This window comes from Micromonospora sp. NPDC023956 (assembly GCF_040639195.1).
In the GTDB taxonomy this organism is placed as follows: domain Bacteria; phylum Actinomycetota; class Actinomycetes; order Mycobacteriales; family Micromonosporaceae; genus Micromonospora.
Map to the genome: position 1 here is coordinate 27,508 of NZ_JBEZZN010000005.1, position 16,390 is coordinate 43,897.

12 protein-coding genes are annotated in these 16,390 nt (G+C 73.2%); 3 read left to right on the forward strand and 9 right to left on the reverse strand.

The annotated features are described in order from the left end of the window. Nucleotides 1-19: 19 nt before the first annotated feature. The gene (locus AB0F58_RS12320; protein WP_357141951.1) at nt 20-679 is read right to left on the reverse strand and encodes a GNAT family N-acetyltransferase; all 660 of its coding nucleotides are present in this window, start codon (nt 677-679) and stop codon (nt 20-22) included. Further along, the gene (locus tag AB0F58_RS12325; RefSeq protein WP_357141954.1) at nt 676-1,920 is read right to left on the reverse strand and encodes a glycosyltransferase family 4 protein; all 1,245 of its coding nucleotides are present in this window, start codon (nt 1,918-1,920) and stop codon (nt 676-678) included. The genes AB0F58_RS12320 and AB0F58_RS12325 overlap by 4 nt, the downstream gene beginning before the upstream one ends. Nucleotides 1,921-2,041: 121 nt before the next feature. On the opposite strand from AB0F58_RS12325, the gene AB0F58_RS12330 reads away from it, so the two are divergent. Then, a complete protein-coding gene (locus AB0F58_RS12330; protein ID WP_357141958.1) occupies nt 2,042-3,196 on the forward strand; it encodes a DegT/DnrJ/EryC1/StrS family aminotransferase in 1,155 nt (384 codons plus the stop codon). Then, the gene (locus AB0F58_RS12335) at nt 3,193-3,780 is read left to right on the forward strand and encodes a sugar transferase (protein WP_357141961.1); all 588 of its coding nucleotides are present in this window, start codon (nt 3,193-3,195) and stop codon (nt 3,778-3,780) included. The genes AB0F58_RS12330 and AB0F58_RS12335 overlap by 4 nt, the downstream gene beginning before the upstream one ends. A 93-nt stretch (nt 3,781-3,873) precedes the next feature. Here the strand turns inward: AB0F58_RS12335 and AB0F58_RS12340 are convergent, their stop codons facing one another. The 6 genes from AB0F58_RS12340 to AB0F58_RS12365 all read right to left on the reverse strand — a co-directional run bounded on the left by AB0F58_RS12340 (nt 3,874) and on the right by AB0F58_RS12365 (nt 11,746). Then, complete coding sequence (locus tag AB0F58_RS12340) at nt 3,874-5,004, reverse strand: NAD-dependent epimerase/dehydratase family protein (RefSeq protein WP_357141964.1); 1,131 nt, start codon at nt 5,002-5,004, stop codon at nt 3,874-3,876. Next, nucleotides 4,998-6,038: a polysaccharide biosynthesis protein gene (locus AB0F58_RS12345; protein ID WP_357141967.1), complete on the reverse strand. Its 1,041-nt coding sequence runs from the start codon at nt 6,036-6,038 to the stop codon at nt 4,998-5,000. The genes AB0F58_RS12340 and AB0F58_RS12345 overlap by 7 nt, the downstream gene beginning before the upstream one ends. Before the next feature lie 171 nt (nt 6,039-6,209). Further along, a complete protein-coding gene (locus AB0F58_RS12350; protein WP_357141970.1) occupies nt 6,210-7,478 on the reverse strand; it encodes a glycosyltransferase in 1,269 nt (422 codons plus the stop codon). 49 nt (nt 7,479-7,527) lie between these two features. Further along, a complete protein-coding gene (locus AB0F58_RS12355) occupies nt 7,528-8,886 on the reverse strand; it encodes an oligosaccharide flippase family protein (RefSeq protein ID WP_357141973.1) in 1,359 nt (452 codons plus the stop codon). After that, on the reverse strand, nt 8,883-10,256 hold the full coding sequence (locus AB0F58_RS12360) for an O-antigen ligase family protein (protein ID WP_357141976.1): 1,374 nt from the start codon (nt 10,254-10,256) through the stop codon (nt 8,883-8,885). Before AB0F58_RS12360 ends, AB0F58_RS12355 begins: the two co-directional genes overlap by 4 nt. 74 nt (nt 10,257-10,330) lie before the next feature. Then, complete coding sequence (locus tag AB0F58_RS12365) at nt 10,331-11,746, reverse strand: hypothetical protein (RefSeq protein WP_357141979.1); 1,416 nt, start codon at nt 11,744-11,746, stop codon at nt 10,331-10,333. Between the two features lie 229 nt (nt 11,747-11,975). Here AB0F58_RS12365 and AB0F58_RS12370 point away from each other — a divergent pair, with 229 nt between their 5' ends. Continuing rightward, nucleotides 11,976-15,086 (forward strand): M14 family zinc carboxypeptidase, encoded by a 3,111-nt coding sequence (locus tag AB0F58_RS12370; RefSeq protein WP_357141982.1) that lies wholly within the window; start codon nt 11,976-11,978, stop codon nt 15,084-15,086. Nucleotides 15,087-15,111: 25 nt separating this feature from the next. Here the strand turns inward: AB0F58_RS12370 and wecB are convergent, their stop codons facing one another. Next, on the reverse strand, nt 15,112-16,236 hold the full coding sequence (gene wecB / locus AB0F58_RS12375; protein ID WP_357141985.1) for a UDP-N-acetylglucosamine 2-epimerase (non-hydrolyzing): 1,125 nt from the start codon (nt 16,234-16,236) through the stop codon (nt 15,112-15,114). Between the last annotated feature and the right edge of the window lie 154 nt (nt 16,237-16,390).

Below are 16,390 nucleotides of genomic sequence, written 5' to 3' on the forward strand. Positions count from 1 at the left end.
TGCCGCCGGCCGCAGCACTTTACCCGTCCGGGGTCGTCCCGACGCGTCCTGCCCGGACGGTCGAACCGGCCGAGACGGTGTAGCAGTTCATCCGCCGTCCCTCCCGGGTGACGTAGTCCCCCGTCAGCGTCCAGCCGGCCCGCCGGTAGAAGGCGTTGACCGGGTCGTTGTCGTCGGCGTCGGTGGTCAGGTAGGCGTCGCGTACCCCGCGCTGGCGCACCTGCCGCCACCACGCGTCGATCAGCTGCCGGCCCCGGCCGCCACCGGCAGCCAGCGGGTCGACGCAGATCGAGCTGAGCAACGCCCCACGCGTCGTGACCGGAACGTCCCCCCGGTACGCGAGGCCGCGTACCAGGCGCCCGACGGCGCGAGGATCGCGCAGGGCGGGACGGATGGCGGCCACGGCCATCCGGTGACCGCGCCGGCGCAGCAGCCGACCGAAGAAGCCGTCGGGCGTGACGGTGCCGACCACGACCCCGAGCAGCCGGCCGTCGTCGCCCCGCGACACCACGGTGACCGCGTCCGGGTCGTCGACGAACCCGGCGTAGAACTCGCGCAGGAACGGCGCGCCCAGGCTGGACAGGAAGAACCGTGGGAAGGCCCGCAGGTGCAGGTCGGCCGCGGCGGGCACGTCGTGGCCGGTCAGCGCGGCGGTCCCGCCGGGGTCGGCTCCGGTCACCGTCGGCCCCCGACCGCCACGGCCTCCCGCAACGCCGCCTCGATCCGGGTGACCCCGGCGGCGACGGAGAAGGTCCGTTCGTAGTACTCCCGGCCGGCCGCGCCGAGCAGGTGCAGTTTCTCCCGGCCGAGCTGGCAGGCCTCGCGGATGGCGGCGGCGACCGACGCCGGGTCGCCGGGGCGGGCGGTGATCCCCGCTCCGCTGTCCCGCGCGACCGTGGCGGCGTCCCCCTCGGCGGCCACCAGCAGGGCCTGACCGGCGGCGAGGGTGGCCTGCACCTTGCTCGGCATGGTGTACGCCGACATGCCGCCCGGCCGGAGCCCGACGTAGTGGACGTCGCCCGCCGCCATCAGGGCGGGCATCCGTGCCCCGGGCAGGCGTCCGAGGAAGCGGAGGTTGGTCAGGCCGACCGTCGCGGCCCGGTCGCGCAACCGCCGCTCGGCGGTGCCGGAGCCGGCGACCAGGCAGAGCAGCCGGGGGTCGTCGACCTGGGCGCACGCGTCGACCAGGGTGTCGAGGCCCTGGGCCTCGCCCAGCGTGCCGGCGTAGACCAGCACGATCCGGTCCGCGGTGATGCCGAGTTCGGCGCGCAGGTCGGGCGTCGGGGGCACCGGGTTCTCGTCCGCCCACATCGGAATGTGCACGAGCTTCTCCTCGGGCACCCCACGCCGGGCCAGCAGCTCGCCGACGCCGGGCGAGATGTAGGCGACCCGGGCGGCGGCCCGGTACATCGCCGCGCACCAGCCGTGCATCGCCCGTTCGGCGAGCGGACGCCCGGGGCGTCCGGCGTCGAGGAAGCCGCTGGCCCGGACGCTGTCCGGCCACAGGTCCAGCACGTGCAGCACCACCGGCACCCGGTGGGCGTACCGGACCAACCACATCGGCGCCGCGACGGTGATCGGCGAGTTGCTCACCCAGAGCGCGTCGAGGCCGCGCAGCGCGGGCGTGCCGGAGACGAGCGCGGACGCGGCGAACGAGCCGTAGGTGGCCAGCCGGCGCAGGGCCGAACCGTCGTGGCTCGGGTAGAGGGCCACCCGCCGGACGTGGACCCCGTCGGCGACCTCGTCGGCGCGGCGGGCCATCCGGTAGCCGGGGGCGAGCCGCCCGGTGGGCCAGTTCGGGAACCCGGTGAGCACCCGGACGTGGTGGCCCCGGGCGGCCAGGCCACGGGCGAGGACGCCGGGCAGCGCGGCCGGGCCGGGCTCCGGGTCGAACCACTGGCTGAGCAGGCCGACGCGCACACCCGCACCTCGATTCTTCTCAAACGGCTGCAATACGTGAAATCAGCCATCTAACGGACGGCGAAAGTCTATCCTCAGCCGCATCAATTGGTGCGTAAAACGCATATGCAGGAGGATCGGCATGGACGACCGCACTCTTCCCTTCGCGTTCCCCGATGTCGGGGAGGCGGAGATCGCTGCGGTCACGTCGGCGATCCGGTCCGGCTGGCTCTCCAGCGGCCCGCTGGTGCGCGAGTTCGAGGAGCGGTTCGCCGCGTACTGCGGTCCGGGTACCACCGCCGTCGCGCTGAGTTCGGCGACCGCCGGGCTGCACCTGGCGCTGGAGGCGCTGGGCGTCGGCCCCGGCACGGAGGTTCTCGTGCCGACCTGGACCTTCACCGCCACCGCCGAGGTGGTGGTGCACCTCGGTGCGGTCCCGGTGCTGGTGGACGTCGACCCGGCGACCCTCAACATCGACCTCGCCGACGCCGCTGGCAAGGTCACCGGGCGCACGGTCGCCGTCCTGCCGGTGCACTTCGCCGGCCAGCCGGTCGACGGTCCCCGGCTGCACGACTTCGCCCGCCGACACGGCGTGGCCGTGGTCGAGGACGCCGCGCACGCCTTCCCCGCGACCAGCGCCGGCGTGCCGGTCGGTGCCGGCCCGACCGCCGCCACGGTCTTCAGCTTCTACGCCACCAAGACCATCACCACCGGCGAGGGGGGCATGCTGGTCACCCGGGATCCCGACCTCGCCCACCGGGTCCGGGTGATGCGGCTGCACGGCTTCGACCGGGACGGCTTCGACCGGTACCGCAGCGACCGGCCCGCCTGGCGGTACGACGTCGTCGAGGCCGGCTTCAAGAACAACCTGACCGACCCGGCGGCGGCGATGGGGCTGGTGCAGCTCGCCCGCGCCGAGTCGATGCGGCGACGACGGGAGGAGATCGCCGGTCGTTACCGGGCGGCCTTCGCCGGTCTGCCGCTGGACCTGCCCGCCCCCGCGCCGGAGGCGGACGTGCACGCCTGGCACCTCTTCGTGGCCCGGCTGCGTCCGGACGCGCCGGTCGACCGGGACCGGTTCGTCGTCGAGATGTCCCGGCACGGCGTCGGGTGCAGCGTCCACTTCATCCCGCTGCACCAGCACACCTACTGGCGTCGTCGGCTCGCCCTGACCGACGACATGTTCCCCGTCGCCAGCCGGGAGTTCGGGCGGGTGGTCAGCCTGCCGCTCTTCTCGGCGATGGACGACGGACAGGTGGACCTCGTCATCCGTACCGTCAGCAAGGTTCTGCAATGATCAAACGGTTCTTCGACATCGTCGTCGCGGCGGTGGGGCTGGTGCTCTGCGCCCCGCTGCTGCTCGTGATCGCCCTGGCGATCCGCGCGGAGGACGGCGGACCGGTGCTCTTCCGGCAGGAGCGCACCGGCCGACGTGGCCGCCCCTTCCGGATCCACAAGTTCCGCAGCATGCGCGCCGCGCCGGGACCGGAGGTCACCTCCGACGGCGACGACCGGATCACCCGGGTCGGTCGGCTCCTGCGGGCCGGCAAACTCGACGAGCTGCCCCAGCTCTACGACGTGCTGCTCGGCCGGATGAGCCTGGTCGGCCCCCGGCCCGAGGTCCGGCGCTACGTCGACCACTGGCCGTCGGTGGCCCGCTGGCGCATCCTGTCGGTCCGGCCGGGCATCACCGATCCGGCGTCGATCGCGTACCGCAACGAGTCGGCGGAACTGGCCCACGCGGACCGGCCGGAGGAGTACTACGTCTCGGTGGTGCTGCCGCGCAAGGTGGAGCTCTACGTCCGGTACGTCGAGACCCGCAGCTTCCTCGGTGACCTGCTGATCCTGGCCCGTACCGTGCAGGCCGTCCTCGGCCGCTGAGCCCGGCGCGGCGGTGAGCCGGAGCCCCGCCGACCGTCCGGTCGGCGGGGCTCCGGGCGTCCGGCCGGGGGAGCGTGTGCCGCCGGCCGGGGGTCAGCCGGCCAGGGCGGCGGCCGGCTCGGGGGTGGACTGCCCGACCGCCTCGGGCCAGGTGTCGGGGCGGGCCGGGTCGAAGACCTCGTTGGTCCAGAAGAGCGTGAGCAGGTCCTCCGGGCCGGTGTTGACGATGTGGTGCGCCCACATCGTCGGCATGTCCACCACCACGGGGTCGTCGCCGCGGACCGGGAACCGGACCTCGGTGTCGTCACCGACCCGGCGCAGCCGGATCTCCGCCGTGCCCCGGAGCACGCAGAACCGTTCCAGCTTGGCCAGGTGGAAGTGCTCCCCCCGGACCGCTCCGGGTCGGGTGGTGGAACAGAACGTCTGCCCCCCGCCGCCGTGCGCCTTCACCGTCTCGACCAGGTCGCCCCGCACGTCGGCGCGGCGGGTCAGCGGCATCGGGTAGTGCTCCGGGAAGCAGTGCGACCGGTAGGTGTTGAACAGCCGTACCGCGTGCCGGTCCGGCAGGTCGGGGATCTCCCCGGTGCGGTAGGTGGTGGCGAAACCGGTGAGCAGCGCCGCCAGCTCGCGTACCCCGATGCGCAACCCGGGCATGGTGGCGTCCCAGGGGTGGCCGGCGGGCGCGCCCAGCAGCCGGGCCGCCGCGTCGGTGACGTGCACCAGGGTCAGCGTGCGGTCGTCGTGCACCTCGGGTCGACCGCCCTCGGCGAGCAGCCGGCAGAAGGTGGCCACCACCGAGTTGTAGTACGGCAGGCCGTGCTCGCCGTACAGGTTGGGCAGGCGCAGGTCGACCAGGTCCGGGCGGACCGCGGCGAGGGAGGCGGCGGCGGTGGCCTTCGCGTCGCCGTACGGGGTGCCGTTGCCGGCCTGCACCGAGTTGGCGTAGACCACGGCAGCCGGCGGCTCCGGGCAGCGCTCCAGTCCCCGGGCCAGGGCGGCGGCCAGCCGGACGTTGCCGGCGGCCACCTGCGTCGGGTCGCCCCGGTTGACGCCGGCCAGGTGCAGCAGCCGGTCGACGCCGGCGATCCGGGCGGCCACCGTCGCCGGGTCGGTCAGGTCGGCGCGGGTGAGCACGACCGGGTCCGGCCAGCCGAGCGCCCGGACGAGCACCCGGACGTGCCAGCCGAGGAAGCCACCCGCCCCGGTGACCGCGACCCTCAACACGCCAGCACCGGGTCGCGCAGCGCCAGCTCCGCGCGGATCTCCGGGAGCGTGCGGAGCAGCTCCACGATCTGCGGTACGTCCAACCGGGGCGCGTTGGCCGAGGTGAAGTCCTCGGCCGTGGACCCGCCGAGGTCGCCCTCGGTGACGTAGAGCGCGTAGTTCAGGTCGCGGGCGTCGACCGGCACCCGGAAGAAGTCGCCGAAGTCGTCGGCGCGGGCGAGTTCCTCCCGGCTGGCGAGCGTCTCGTCCTGCTTCTCGCCGTGCCGTACGCCGATCATCTCGATCTTGGTGGGCACGTCGAACAGCTGGCAGACGGCCTCGGCGAGGTCGCCGATGGTGCACGCCACCGCCTTGCGGACGAAGACGTCACCGGGGCGGGCGTGGGTGAAGGCGTGCTCGACCAGCTCGACCGAGTCCTCCAGCGACATCAGGAACCGGGTCATCGTCGGGTTGGTGACCGTCGGCGCGCGCCCGGCCCGGATCTGCTCGACGAAGAGCGGGATCACCGAGCCCCGGGAGTACATGACGTTGCCGTACCGGACGCAGGAGACGGTGGTCCGGCTGCGCGGGTTGTTCCGGGCGTACGCCTGGGCGACCTTCTCCATCAGGGCCTTGCTGATCCCCATGGCGTTGACCGGGTGGACGGCCTTGTCCGTGCTGAGCAGCACGACCGAACCGACGCCGTGGCGGTCCGCCGCCTCGATCACGTTGGCGCTGCCCAGGACGTTGGTCCGGACCGCCTCCAGGGGGAAGAACTCGCAGGACGGCACCTGTTTGAGCGCCCCGGCGTGGAAGACGTGGTCGACGTCGCGGGTGGCGTTCAGGACGGAGTCCAGGTCCCGGACGTCGCCGACGTGGTAGCGGACCCGGTCGTCGCCGAGCACCCGGCGCATGGCGTCCTGTTTGGCCTCGTCCCGGCTGAGCACCCGGATCTCGGCGACGTCCCGGTCGAGCAGGCGTCGCACCATCGTCTGTCCGAAGGAGCCGGTACCACCGGTGATCAACACCCGGCACCCGGCAGGCAACACGGTCACGCGGAGCCCCCGTTTCGTCGTTCCCACATGTCGTGACACCGGAACAACGAGCACCGAAAAAGCGAAGAAACGCATAATTCGGAAGATTGGCACGATAGTGACTGGTGAGGCAGCTGGGGATCCGCGAAGTCGTACGCTCGGTGCCCCACCACGGCTCTGGGCCGCCGGCCGCTACGACCGGTCGGCGGCGACCGAGGTACGCCCGGGAACGACCTGACCGGGCACCCCGCCATCCGTGCCGACCAGGTCGCGGACGAGCGCCCGCAGTCGCGGCGCGCAGGTCCGTTCCCAGGACAACTCGTCCCGGGCCCGCTCGGCGACCCGGTTCACCGCGGCGCAGGTCGCGTCGGCGTCGGCGACGAGGTCGGTGACCGCCTGGGCGAAACGGTCGGGCCGGGCCGGCGGCACGCAGCGCCCCACCGCCGAGTTCTCGACGAAGTGGCGGGCGGCGGGCAGGTCCGAGGTGACCACCGCCAGCCCCATGATCGCGTACTCGTAGAACTTGGAATTGACCGAGAGCCGGGCCTCCCCCACGTCCTGCATCAGGGACAGCCCGATCCCGCAGGTGGCCAGGAGGTCCGCCACCTCGTGCGCCGGCACCGGGTCCAGCATCCGCAGGTTCGTCGGGTGGCCGGCCCGCTCCACCGCCTCGGTGAACCGCCGCCGGGCCGCCTCGCTGGGGAACCGGGAGACGGCCAGCACCTCCACCTCGGGCGCCCGCCGCGCCAACTCCACCGCCAGCCCGACCAGCACGTCGGCCCCGTAGTCGGTGGTCAGGCTGCCGGTGTGCACGACCCGGCGCAGCAGCTCCGGGGTGAGCGGCCGGGGCGGCCGGGCGAAGGCGTCGACCGACGGGTAGTTCGGGGTCGCCACGGCGGGCAGGCCCAGCGCCCGGAACCGGTCGGCCAGTTGCTCGCTGACCGCGTTGGCGGCGCCGAGCCGGCCGGCGTACCACCGCTCCGCCCCGGCCACCAACCGGAGGGCGGCGTGCTGCACCGGGGCCGGGGCGGCGAAGCGCTGCGAGTAGTACTCGGGGTAGTACTCGTGCACGTCGTACAGCACCGGTCGGCCGGTACGGCGGGACCAGCGCCGGGCGTGCGGCAGCAGGTAGTAGTCGTGGATGTGCCACAGGTCGGCGGGGATCCGTTCGGCGACCGCGGCGACCGCCGGCACCAGCCGCAGCCGCTGCCGGACCGAGGTCGGCTCGGGCAGCCGGGTCTCCCGGACCCGGGGGTGCGGGCGGGACTCGCCCGGCTCGCCCCCGAGCCAGATCAGGTGGACGTCGAAGCCGGCGTCCAGCACCGCCTGGGCACACCGGAGCACCCGCCGGTCGCCGACCGGGTGGACGGTGGGCACGCACACCGTCCGACCGGCCGGCGGCTCCGTCGGCACCCGCAGCCGCCAGTGCGCGGTGGTGATCAGGTCTGCGTCGACGATCATGATTCCTCCGTGTGGGTTCGTCGGGGTGGTGGGCACCACGTCGCCCCGGTCACGCCTGCTCACCGGCGGTCCGGCCGCTCCCGGCCGGGGTCAGCGGGCCGGCGGTGCCCCGCCGCGCGGTCCCCGATCGGGTGTCCGCGACCCGGTCGCCGTCCACCGGCTGACCCTCGACGGCACGGGCCCGGCTCAGGGCCGCGCGGGTCAGCAGGACGTGGACGCCGTACCACCCGACCATCGCGAGGGAGAACACCAGCAGGGACACCGGCCAACTGATCCAGCCGGCCAGGGCCGGCAGGAAGACCAGTCCCGTCGTCAGCAGCCGCCCGACGTCCCAGCGCAGCTGCTCCCGGTTGCCCCCGGTGCCGGCGAGCGTCTGACTGAGCGGGACGACGGCGAACTGCCCGACCAGGAACGGCAGCAGGAGCAGGAGCACCGTCGCCGCGCCGGCCCACTCCGGGCCCAACACGAACGGCGCGGCGAGGTGCGTGCCGACCGCGAGCACCGTCAGCAGGACGGCACCGGCCACGAAGAGTCCGACCAGCGCGCGGTCGTAGCTGGAGCGGGCGCGTCGGGGCGAGGACCGCAACTGGTGGGCGATCTCGCCGAACAGGATGGGCATCAGCGCCTGGCCGAGGAGCGCGGACGGCAGCACGCCGACCCGCAGGGCCAGGGCCAGGTCGGCCGCGGCGACGCTGCTCACGGCGGCGGCGAAGAACAGGGGAACGTTGAGGGTCAGGCCGTTGATCAGGCTCGCCGGGGCGGAGGCGGTCATGAAGGGCCGGTGTCGCCGCAACACGTCCCGGACACCCACGTCCGCGGCCGGCCTTCGCGGGCGGAACAGCAGCAGCGCGCCGGTCGCGTAGCCCAGTGCCATGGCGGCCAGCAACGCGGTCGCCGAGCGGTCGCCGGACAGCGCGAAGGCCACCATCGCGACGCTCTGCACCAGCGCGGTGGCCAGCTTGACCACCGCGACCAGCCGGTAGCGGCGGTCCCGGACCCGGGCGTAGACCATCGTGCCGGACAGGCCCAGGGCCGTGGTCAGCGCACCGAGCGCGACCGCCTCGACGAACGCGGAACGGTCGAGGTCGCCGACGACCACCGCCCAGGCCACCGCGAGAAGCGCCACGACGACGCCGACGACACCGTTGAGCCGGGCGGCGATCCGCAGGAGCAGGGGGGCGTCCCGCTCGGTGGCGGTGGCGGCGGCCACGTCCAGTCGCAGCGCCCCGGCTCCCCCGGCCACCGCCGCCACCGCCGCCACCGCCGCGTAGCGGCCGAAGGCGGCGGGGGTGTAGAGGCGGGTGACCAGCAGGATTCCGGCGAGGTTCACCACCTGCGCCGCCATCATGAGGGCGGCCGTCCCCACCCGGTCGCGGCTCGGCACGGGCAGCGCCGGGAGCCGTCTCATCGCGTCCCGGCCTCCGGGCGCGGCCCCTCCCTCGCCTGGCGAGCCGGGTCCGGCCCGCTCCGACGCGGACCCCGCCCCCCGGCCGCCAGAACCGCGGCGGCGAACACCCACACCAGGTAGTTGCCGTTGAGGTCCGCGCTGAACAGCGAGTTGACCAGGGCGAAGGTCAGCAGGGTGGCGACGGCGACCACGGAGTTGTCCGCCCGGCGCCGCCACAGCACCCGGGCGACGGCCACCGCCAGCAGCACCAGCCCGGCCAGCGCGGTGAGACCGCCCTCCACGGCCACCTCGAGCGGCAGGTTGTGCGGATAGATGGCGTCCTCGAGGCCGGGCAGGACGATCAGCGAGCCGCTCGGCACCACCGAGCCGAAGCCGCCCCAGCCCACTCCGAGCGGACGATCCAGGAAGACCTCGGCGGCCAGCCCGGAGAGCATCACCCGGGTCTCCGCGGAGGCGTCCAGCGGCCCGCCCCAGAGCACCGCGAAGCGCGACGCCACCGCCTCCGGCAGGACCGTCGCGACGGTCAGGGCGGTGACGCCGCCCAGCCCGGCCAGCGGCGGCAGCAGTCGCCAGCGCCAGGTACCGCTGACGGTGACGGCGAGCACCAGTCCGGCGAGGGCCAGCGCGACGAGTGGCCCCCGGGAACCCGTTCTCAGCAGCGGCACGGCGAGCGCCACGACCCCGAGCAACGCCACCAGTCGCCACCGGCGCACCAGGACGGCCAGGCAGAGCAGGCCCACCACGCCGTACCCGATGAGCCGGGCCGTGGTGATCGAGACGGTGCCGGCCAGGACGACCGTGTCGACGGCCTGGTACGCCGGGTCCGGACGGACCGCCGCCAGCAGCGCGACGAGCACCCCGATCCCCGCGCTGGCCCAGGCCAGCGCCACCCGCCGGGCCGGTCGGTCGACCACGAGGAGCGTGGCGACGACGAAGGCCGGGGTCGTGGTCAGCATCTGCAACGCCTTGCCGGACTGGTACCCACCCATGGACGTCAACGCGAAGCCGGGCAGGAAGGACAGGAACAGGCCGAGGAACGGCAGGGCTCCCGCCGGTGCCCGGAAACGCCGGGCGGCCCAGGTCACCACGATCAGTACCGCGACGGCGGCGAGGACGAGGAGGAGGAGCAGGTGCCGCAGTGGGCCGGTCCCGCCGGACAGGGGCGACACCAGGTCGGTCACCACGCGTGAGGCGTCCAGTGCGGTGGCCGCGGGAAGGGCGACGAGTGGCAGCACCATCGCGACGTCGCGCACCCCGACCCGGGCCCCGGACGTGGCCAGGACCGCACCTGCGTCCGATCGCGCCGCCCTCGGCCGATCCCCGGTGGGGTCGGTCCCGAGCAGCAGCGGACCACCTCGCCCCAAGCCCATCGGGCCACCCTCCTGTCCGGCACGCACTCCCCCACAACGACAAACCACCCCAACCAGGTACGGAACGCCCGAGGTCAACCGGATACCCCGGCCGGCGGGCGGTGCCGTGGACGGGCGGGTCCGCCACGCTCCCAACCAGCGGCCGGCAGACAGGCCATCAGCACGATCGCGTAGAGGAAGCCGTTCGACAGGATGCTGGTGAAGACGCTGACGTTGGCCAACGCGATGCTGGGCACCAGCAGGATCGCGCCACTCACCTTCAGGGGCAGGTGCCGGGCCGCGCCGTCGACCGCCCACAGCAGCAGGACGAGGACGACCGCCTCGACGAGCACGCCCCCGTACCCCAGGTTGCTGTAGCCGTCGCCGAAGAGACTGGCGTTCGCCGAGGTCTGGGGCCGCCCGAACATCACCGCGCCGACCAGGTGGTCGGGCACCTGGTCGTACGGATAGTCGACGAACGGCCGGAGGAAGCTGTGCCCCCACCGCGCCTTGGGAATGTCCGCGAAGACCATGACGTGCGCGGCGGTGGCCACACCCGGCGCGAGGAACATGCGGTTGACGAAGACCTGGGTGTAGAGCAGGGAGTCCAGCAGCGCGTCGGCCACCAGCGCGGCCACGACGACCCCGACGATGCCGGCCAGGATCGTCCAGCCCCGGGGCCGGTTCTGCCAGCGGAAGAGGAGTACGAGGAGGACGATCGCCGGGATCGAGAGCAGGGTCAGCTTGAACCCGGTGGCGGCGAAGATCGGTATCTGGCCGACCGCGCCCAGCAGCGCCATCGTCCACCGCCGCGCGTAGAGGCCCCGGGCGAGGAGCAGCGGGTTGAGCACGTGGCCCTGAAGTCGGACCAGATAGCCGAGCACGGGACCGCTGGCGACGACCTGGTCCCGGTACGCCGACCGGATCTCCCACACGTCACCGAGACCCACCAGCCGGAAGCTCAGCCCCGCCGTCACCGCCATGTAGGCGTAGGTGATGAGGGAGAGGACCACCACGATCGCCCAGACGTCGAGCACGTGGATTCCCCTGACCCGCAGGGTCCAGGACGGGCCGATCCGCGCGCCGAAGATCACCAACAGGAAGACCGCCGCCACCACCGCCGCGAGTTCCACCGACGCGCCGGTCGACAGGATGTCGGCGTACTGCGGAACCACGATGCTGGGCGTCACCACCATCACGAACAGGATCCAGAGGACGAAGTCCGACGGCCGGCCGATCCGCTGCGGCATCGCCAGGGCGACCAGCGTGACCATGCCGAGCACCAGGGCGTAGTTCCACGGGTCGGGCGTGCGGTACACCAGGTTCAGGTACTCGAACAGCGGCGCGACGTCGTGCTGGTACACGTGGTGCAACAGGGCGACGTAGCCGGCCAGCACGAGCAGGGTCAACCAGCGGCGGCCCGGTGGCGGCCGGTGGCGGGCCGGTCCCGGGGGGCCGCCGCTCTCCGGCCCCGTGCGGGGTGGCGGGCCGTACGTCTCACGCGTGCGCATGTCGTGGTCCACTCCTTGCCGGCGGGTCGGTGGACAGCAGCTGCCCGGCTCGGGCAGGACCGCACCCTACTCGACGACAACAGGACAAAAGCCGGGAAAGAACACATATATCCGCCTTCGCCAACGAACCGGCCAGGGAGGGAGTGACGATCCGATCGACTCATTGACATACATAAAGTGCGTCCGGAAGGCTCGCCGCTAGAGGTCCGTCCCCACCGAAGGGAGCCCGATGAGGCGCACACGGTTGGCGGTCGTCGGCGTGTTCACGCTGGTCGGCGCGCTGGCGCTGACCGCTCCGGCGAGCGCGCGGCCCCCGTCCGAGGCAGCCGGTCGCAACGACGGCCTGGAGGTGTACGTCGGCACGGTCGGCCCGGAGCAGCTCGAACAGCTACGGGCGGCCGGCGTCGACCTCGGCCACGACCACCGGGGCACCGGGCCCGGCGGCGCCACCGCGGTCGAGACGGTGCTGACCCGGCGGCAGGCCGACCGGCTGACCGCCCGGGGCGTCCCGCTGCGGGTGAAGCGGGTCGCCGGCCGGGACGCCTCCCAGGCGTTGCGCGAGCAGGCGGCCGACGGCTGGACGGCGTTCCGCCCGTACTCCGCGCCGGGTGGCATCCGGGACGAGATCACCGCCACCGCCGCCCGGTACCCGAAGCTGACCAAGGTGGAGAGCATCGGCCGCACCCACCAGGGCAAGCCGATCCTCGCCGTCAAGGTCACCAAGAACGCCCGGACCGTGCCGGACGGCCGGCGGCCGGCGGTGCTCTACGCCAGTACCCAGCACGCCCGGGAGTGGATCACCCCGGAGATGACCCGGCGGCTGATGCACCACGTACTGGACAACTACGGCCGCGACCGGGAGATCACCCGGTTGGTGGACAGCACCGAGCTGTGGTTCCTGCCGGTGGTCAACCCCGACGGGTACGACCACACCTTCACCCCCGGCAACCGGTTGTGGCGCAAGAACCTGCGGGACAACGACAACGACGGGAAGATCACCTCTGCCGACGGTGTCGACCTGAACCGCAACTTCGCCTACAAGTGGGGCTACGACAACGAGGGCTCCTCGCCCGACCCGGCCAGCGACACCTACCGTGGCCCCGGCCCCGGTTCCGAGCCGGAGACCCAGGCCCTGGACCGGCTCTTCCGGCGGGTCGGCTTCGAGTTCTTCGTCAACTACCACTCGGCGGCGAACCTGCTGCTCTACGGCGTCGGTTGGCAGGTCGCCACCCCCACCCCGGACGACGTGATCTACCAGGCGATGGTCGGCGACGACCACCACTCGGCCGTCCCCGGCTACGATCCGGATCTCTCCGCCGAGCTGTACAGCACCAACGGCGACACCGACAGCCACGCCACCGTCCACTACGGGGCGCTCGGCTTCACCCCGGAGATGTCCACCTGCCAGGTGGCGGCGGCGTCCGACCCCGACGACCAGTGGCGTCCCGAGGACTGCGTCAGCAGCTTCGTCTTCCCCGACGACGAGAAGCTGATCGCCGCCGAGGTGGCGAAGAACCTTCCGTTCGCGCTCGCGGTGGCACGGTCCACCCACGACCCGGACGACCCGGTCTCGGTGGTCGGCCGGAGCACCCCGGACTTCGTGGTCGACGCCTTCGACACCTCGTACGGCCGCACCCAGCAGGTCGCCGCGATCACCCGGCGGGCGCTGACCACCGTGCGGATGCACTACACCGTCAACGGCGGCCGGCCGAAGACGGTCGGCGTGCGCGAGTGGCGCGGCGGCGAACGGTACGGCGACACCCACGACGACTACTACGCCGAGCTGCGCGGCACGGTCACCGGAGCCAGGCCCGGCGACCGGGTGGAGGTCTGGTTCACCGGCGCCAAGCGCGGCCGGGGCGTGGTCGCCAGCGAACACTTCACCTACCGGGTGCACACCGACATCGGTGGACAGGTGCTGGTCCTCGCCGCCGAGGACGTCACCGGCCTCAGCCCGGAGCAGGACGGGACCGGCGCCAGGTACGCCGACGAGGTGGCCGCCGCGCTGACCGCCGCCGGACGCACCAGCGACGTGTACGACGTCGACCGGATGGGCCGCACGGCCCCGCACCACCTGGGCGTGCTGTCGCACTACCGGGCGGTGGTCTGGGAGACCGGCGACGACGTCATCCCCCGCTCCCCCGGCCAGGTGCCGGGCACGGCGGCCCGCGCGGCTGCCGAAACCGAGCTGGCCGTCCGGGACTACCTCAACGAGGGCGGCAAGGTGCTGGTCAGCGGTAAGTACGCGCTGTACGCGCAGGCTTCCGACGGGGGGTACGTCTACCAGCCGACCGCGCCGGCCGAGTGCACCGACCCGGACGACACCACCTGCCTGCCGCTGTCCAACGACTTCCAGCAGTACTGGCTGGGCGCGTTCAACTACGTCAGCGACGGCGGCAGCGCGGACGGCAGCCCGTACCCGGTACGGGGATCCGAGGGACCGTTCGCCGGCTTCCAGGGCACCCTGAACGCCCCCGGCTCGGCCGGCAACCAGGACCACACGGCGTCCCTGCTCAGCACGTCGAGCTTCCTGCCGCCGGACCAGTTCCCGCAGTTCTCCGCCACGGCGGTGGTGGACTGGGTGCGTCCCGGCGGCGCACCGTTCGACCCGCGCACCGGCGGGTGGTACCTCTACAGCGGGCGGGCCGACGAGGCGTACAAGCGGCTCACCCGGACCGTCGACCTGACCTCCGCCACCAGCGGTGAGCTGCGCTTCTTCGCCTCGTACGACATCGAGCCGAGCTGGGACTTCATGATCGTCGAGGCGCACGAGGTGGGCACCGACAACTGGACCACCCTGCCGGACCGCAACGGCAAGACCAGCACCGACACCGGGGACAGCTGCGAAAGCGGCCTGGCGACCGAGCTGCACCCGTTCCTCCTGCACTACCAGGGCGCGGACTGCTCGCCGACCGGCAGCACCGGGCAGTGGCACGCCGCCACCGGCGCGTCCAACGGCTGGAAGGAGTTCTCGGTCGACCTGTCGGCGTACGCCGGCAAGCGGGTCGAGGTGGCGATCTCGTACGTCTCGGACTGGGGCACCCAGGGGCTCGGCGTCTTCCTGGACGACGCCCGGGTGATCGTCGACGGGGCCACCGTCGCGGAGACCTCGTTCGAGACGGCCGACCTGGGCGGCTGGACGGTGGCCGGGCCGCCGCCCGGCTCCCTGCCCGGCTCGAACGACTGGTCGCGCAGCCAGCGGGCCTTCGAGGAGGGCGCGGCGGTGGTCACCGCCGACAGCGTCTACCTCGGATTCGGGCTGGAGGGACTGGCCCCGGCGGCCCGCGACGACCTGGTCGCCCGGTCACTGACCCACCTACTCGGCCGCCCCCGCCGCTGACCCGCCCCGGCGGTCCGGGCGGGGGTCAGCGGCGGACGCCGGCCCAGGCGTGGTGCCGGCGGACCGTGGAGAGGATGAAGTCGACCACCCGACGGGAGGTGTCCGGCACCCGGTAGTCGGCCGGACAGGGCACCCCGTCGGCCCCGACCTGGTCGACGGTCACCCGGACCGCCTCGACCACGCCCGCCGGGTCCAGCCCGGTCATGATGATCCCTCCGGCATCCAGCGCCTCGGGACGCTCGATGGACTCGCGCAGGGTCACCGCCGGGAACCCGAGGATCGCCGCCTCCTCGCTGATCGTCCCGCTGTCCGACAGGGTGCAGTTCGCCCCGAGCTGGAGCCGTACGTAGTCGAAGAGGCCGAACGGCTCGTGGAACGTGATGCCGTCCAGGGTGCTGTCGTCCGGGGCCAGTGCCTCCAGCCGCTTACGGGTGCGGGGATGGGTGGAGACCAGCACCGGCAGGCCCCACTCCTCCCGGACCACGCGCAGGCAGTCCAGCAGTCGGCCGAGCCGGGCCGGGGCGTCGACGTTCTCCTCCCGGTGCGCGCTGACCAGGAAGTACCCGCGCGGCGTCAGGCCGAGCTGGTCGAGAATGGCCGAGTCGTCGATGTCCGGGCGGTGGTGCTCCAGTACCTCCCGCATCGGGGAGCCGGTGTGCAGGATCCGGCGCGGGTGCAGCCCCTCGGCGAGCAGGTTACGTCGGGCGTGCTCGGTGTAGACCAGGTTGAAGTCGGCCACGTGGTCGACGAGACGGCGGTTGGTCTCCTCCGGCACGTTCAGGTCGTAGCAGCGGTTGCCGGCCTCCATGTGGTAGACCGGCACCCGCATCCGGCGGGCCATCAGCGCGGCGATGCAGCTGTTCGTGTCGCCCAGCACCAGCAGGGCGTCCGGGCGCACCTCGGCGATCGCCTGTTCCATGCCGACCAGCACGCCGCCGAGGGTGCGCCCCAGGGACGACGTGTCCACGTCGAGGAACCGGTCCGGCCGGCGCAGCCGCAGCTCGCTGAAGAACACCTCGGAGAGCGAGTGGTCCCAGTTCTGCCCGGTGTGCACCAGGACGTGATCCACGGTCCGGTCCAGCCGGTCCATCACCCGGGCCAGCCGGATGATCTCCGGCCGGGTGCCGACCACGGTCATCACCCTGGTCACGGTCGTGCTCCCCTCGTCGACGCCACGGAGGGGCCAACGACGGGACGGCGGTGCGGTGACGCTCCCACCGGCACCCGGGGACCGGGACGACGGTCCGGGCGGCGAAGCGGGGCCGTGACGGTCCCACCGGCACGCGGGGACCGTCACGCCCCGG

Excerpts from the sequence above, each read along its gene's own strand:
- AB0F58_RS12330 (WP_357141958.1), top strand. The coding sequence starts at position 2,042 with ATGGACGACCGCACTCTTCCCTTCGCGTTCCCCGATGTCGGGGAGGCG.
- AB0F58_RS12335 (WP_357141961.1), top strand. The coding sequence starts at position 3,193 with ATGATCAAACGGTTCTTCGACATCGTCGTCGCGGCGGTGGGGCTGGTG.
- AB0F58_RS12350 (WP_357141970.1), bottom strand. The coding sequence starts at position 7,478 with ATGATCGTCGACGCAGACCTGATCACCACCGCGCACTGGCGGCTGCGG.
- AB0F58_RS12355 (WP_357141973.1), bottom strand. The coding sequence starts at position 8,886 with ATGAGACGGCTCCCGGCGCTGCCCGTGCCGAGCCGCGACCGGGTGGGG.
- AB0F58_RS12360 (WP_357141976.1), bottom strand. The coding sequence starts at position 10,256 with ATGGGCTTGGGGCGAGGTGGTCCGCTGCTGCTCGGGACCGACCCCACC.
- AB0F58_RS12365 (WP_357141979.1), bottom strand. The coding sequence starts at position 11,746 with ATGCGCACGCGTGAGACGTACGGCCCGCCACCCCGCACGGGGCCGGAG.
- AB0F58_RS12370 (WP_357141982.1), top strand. The coding sequence starts at position 11,976 with ATGAGGCGCACACGGTTGGCGGTCGTCGGCGTGTTCACGCTGGTCGGC.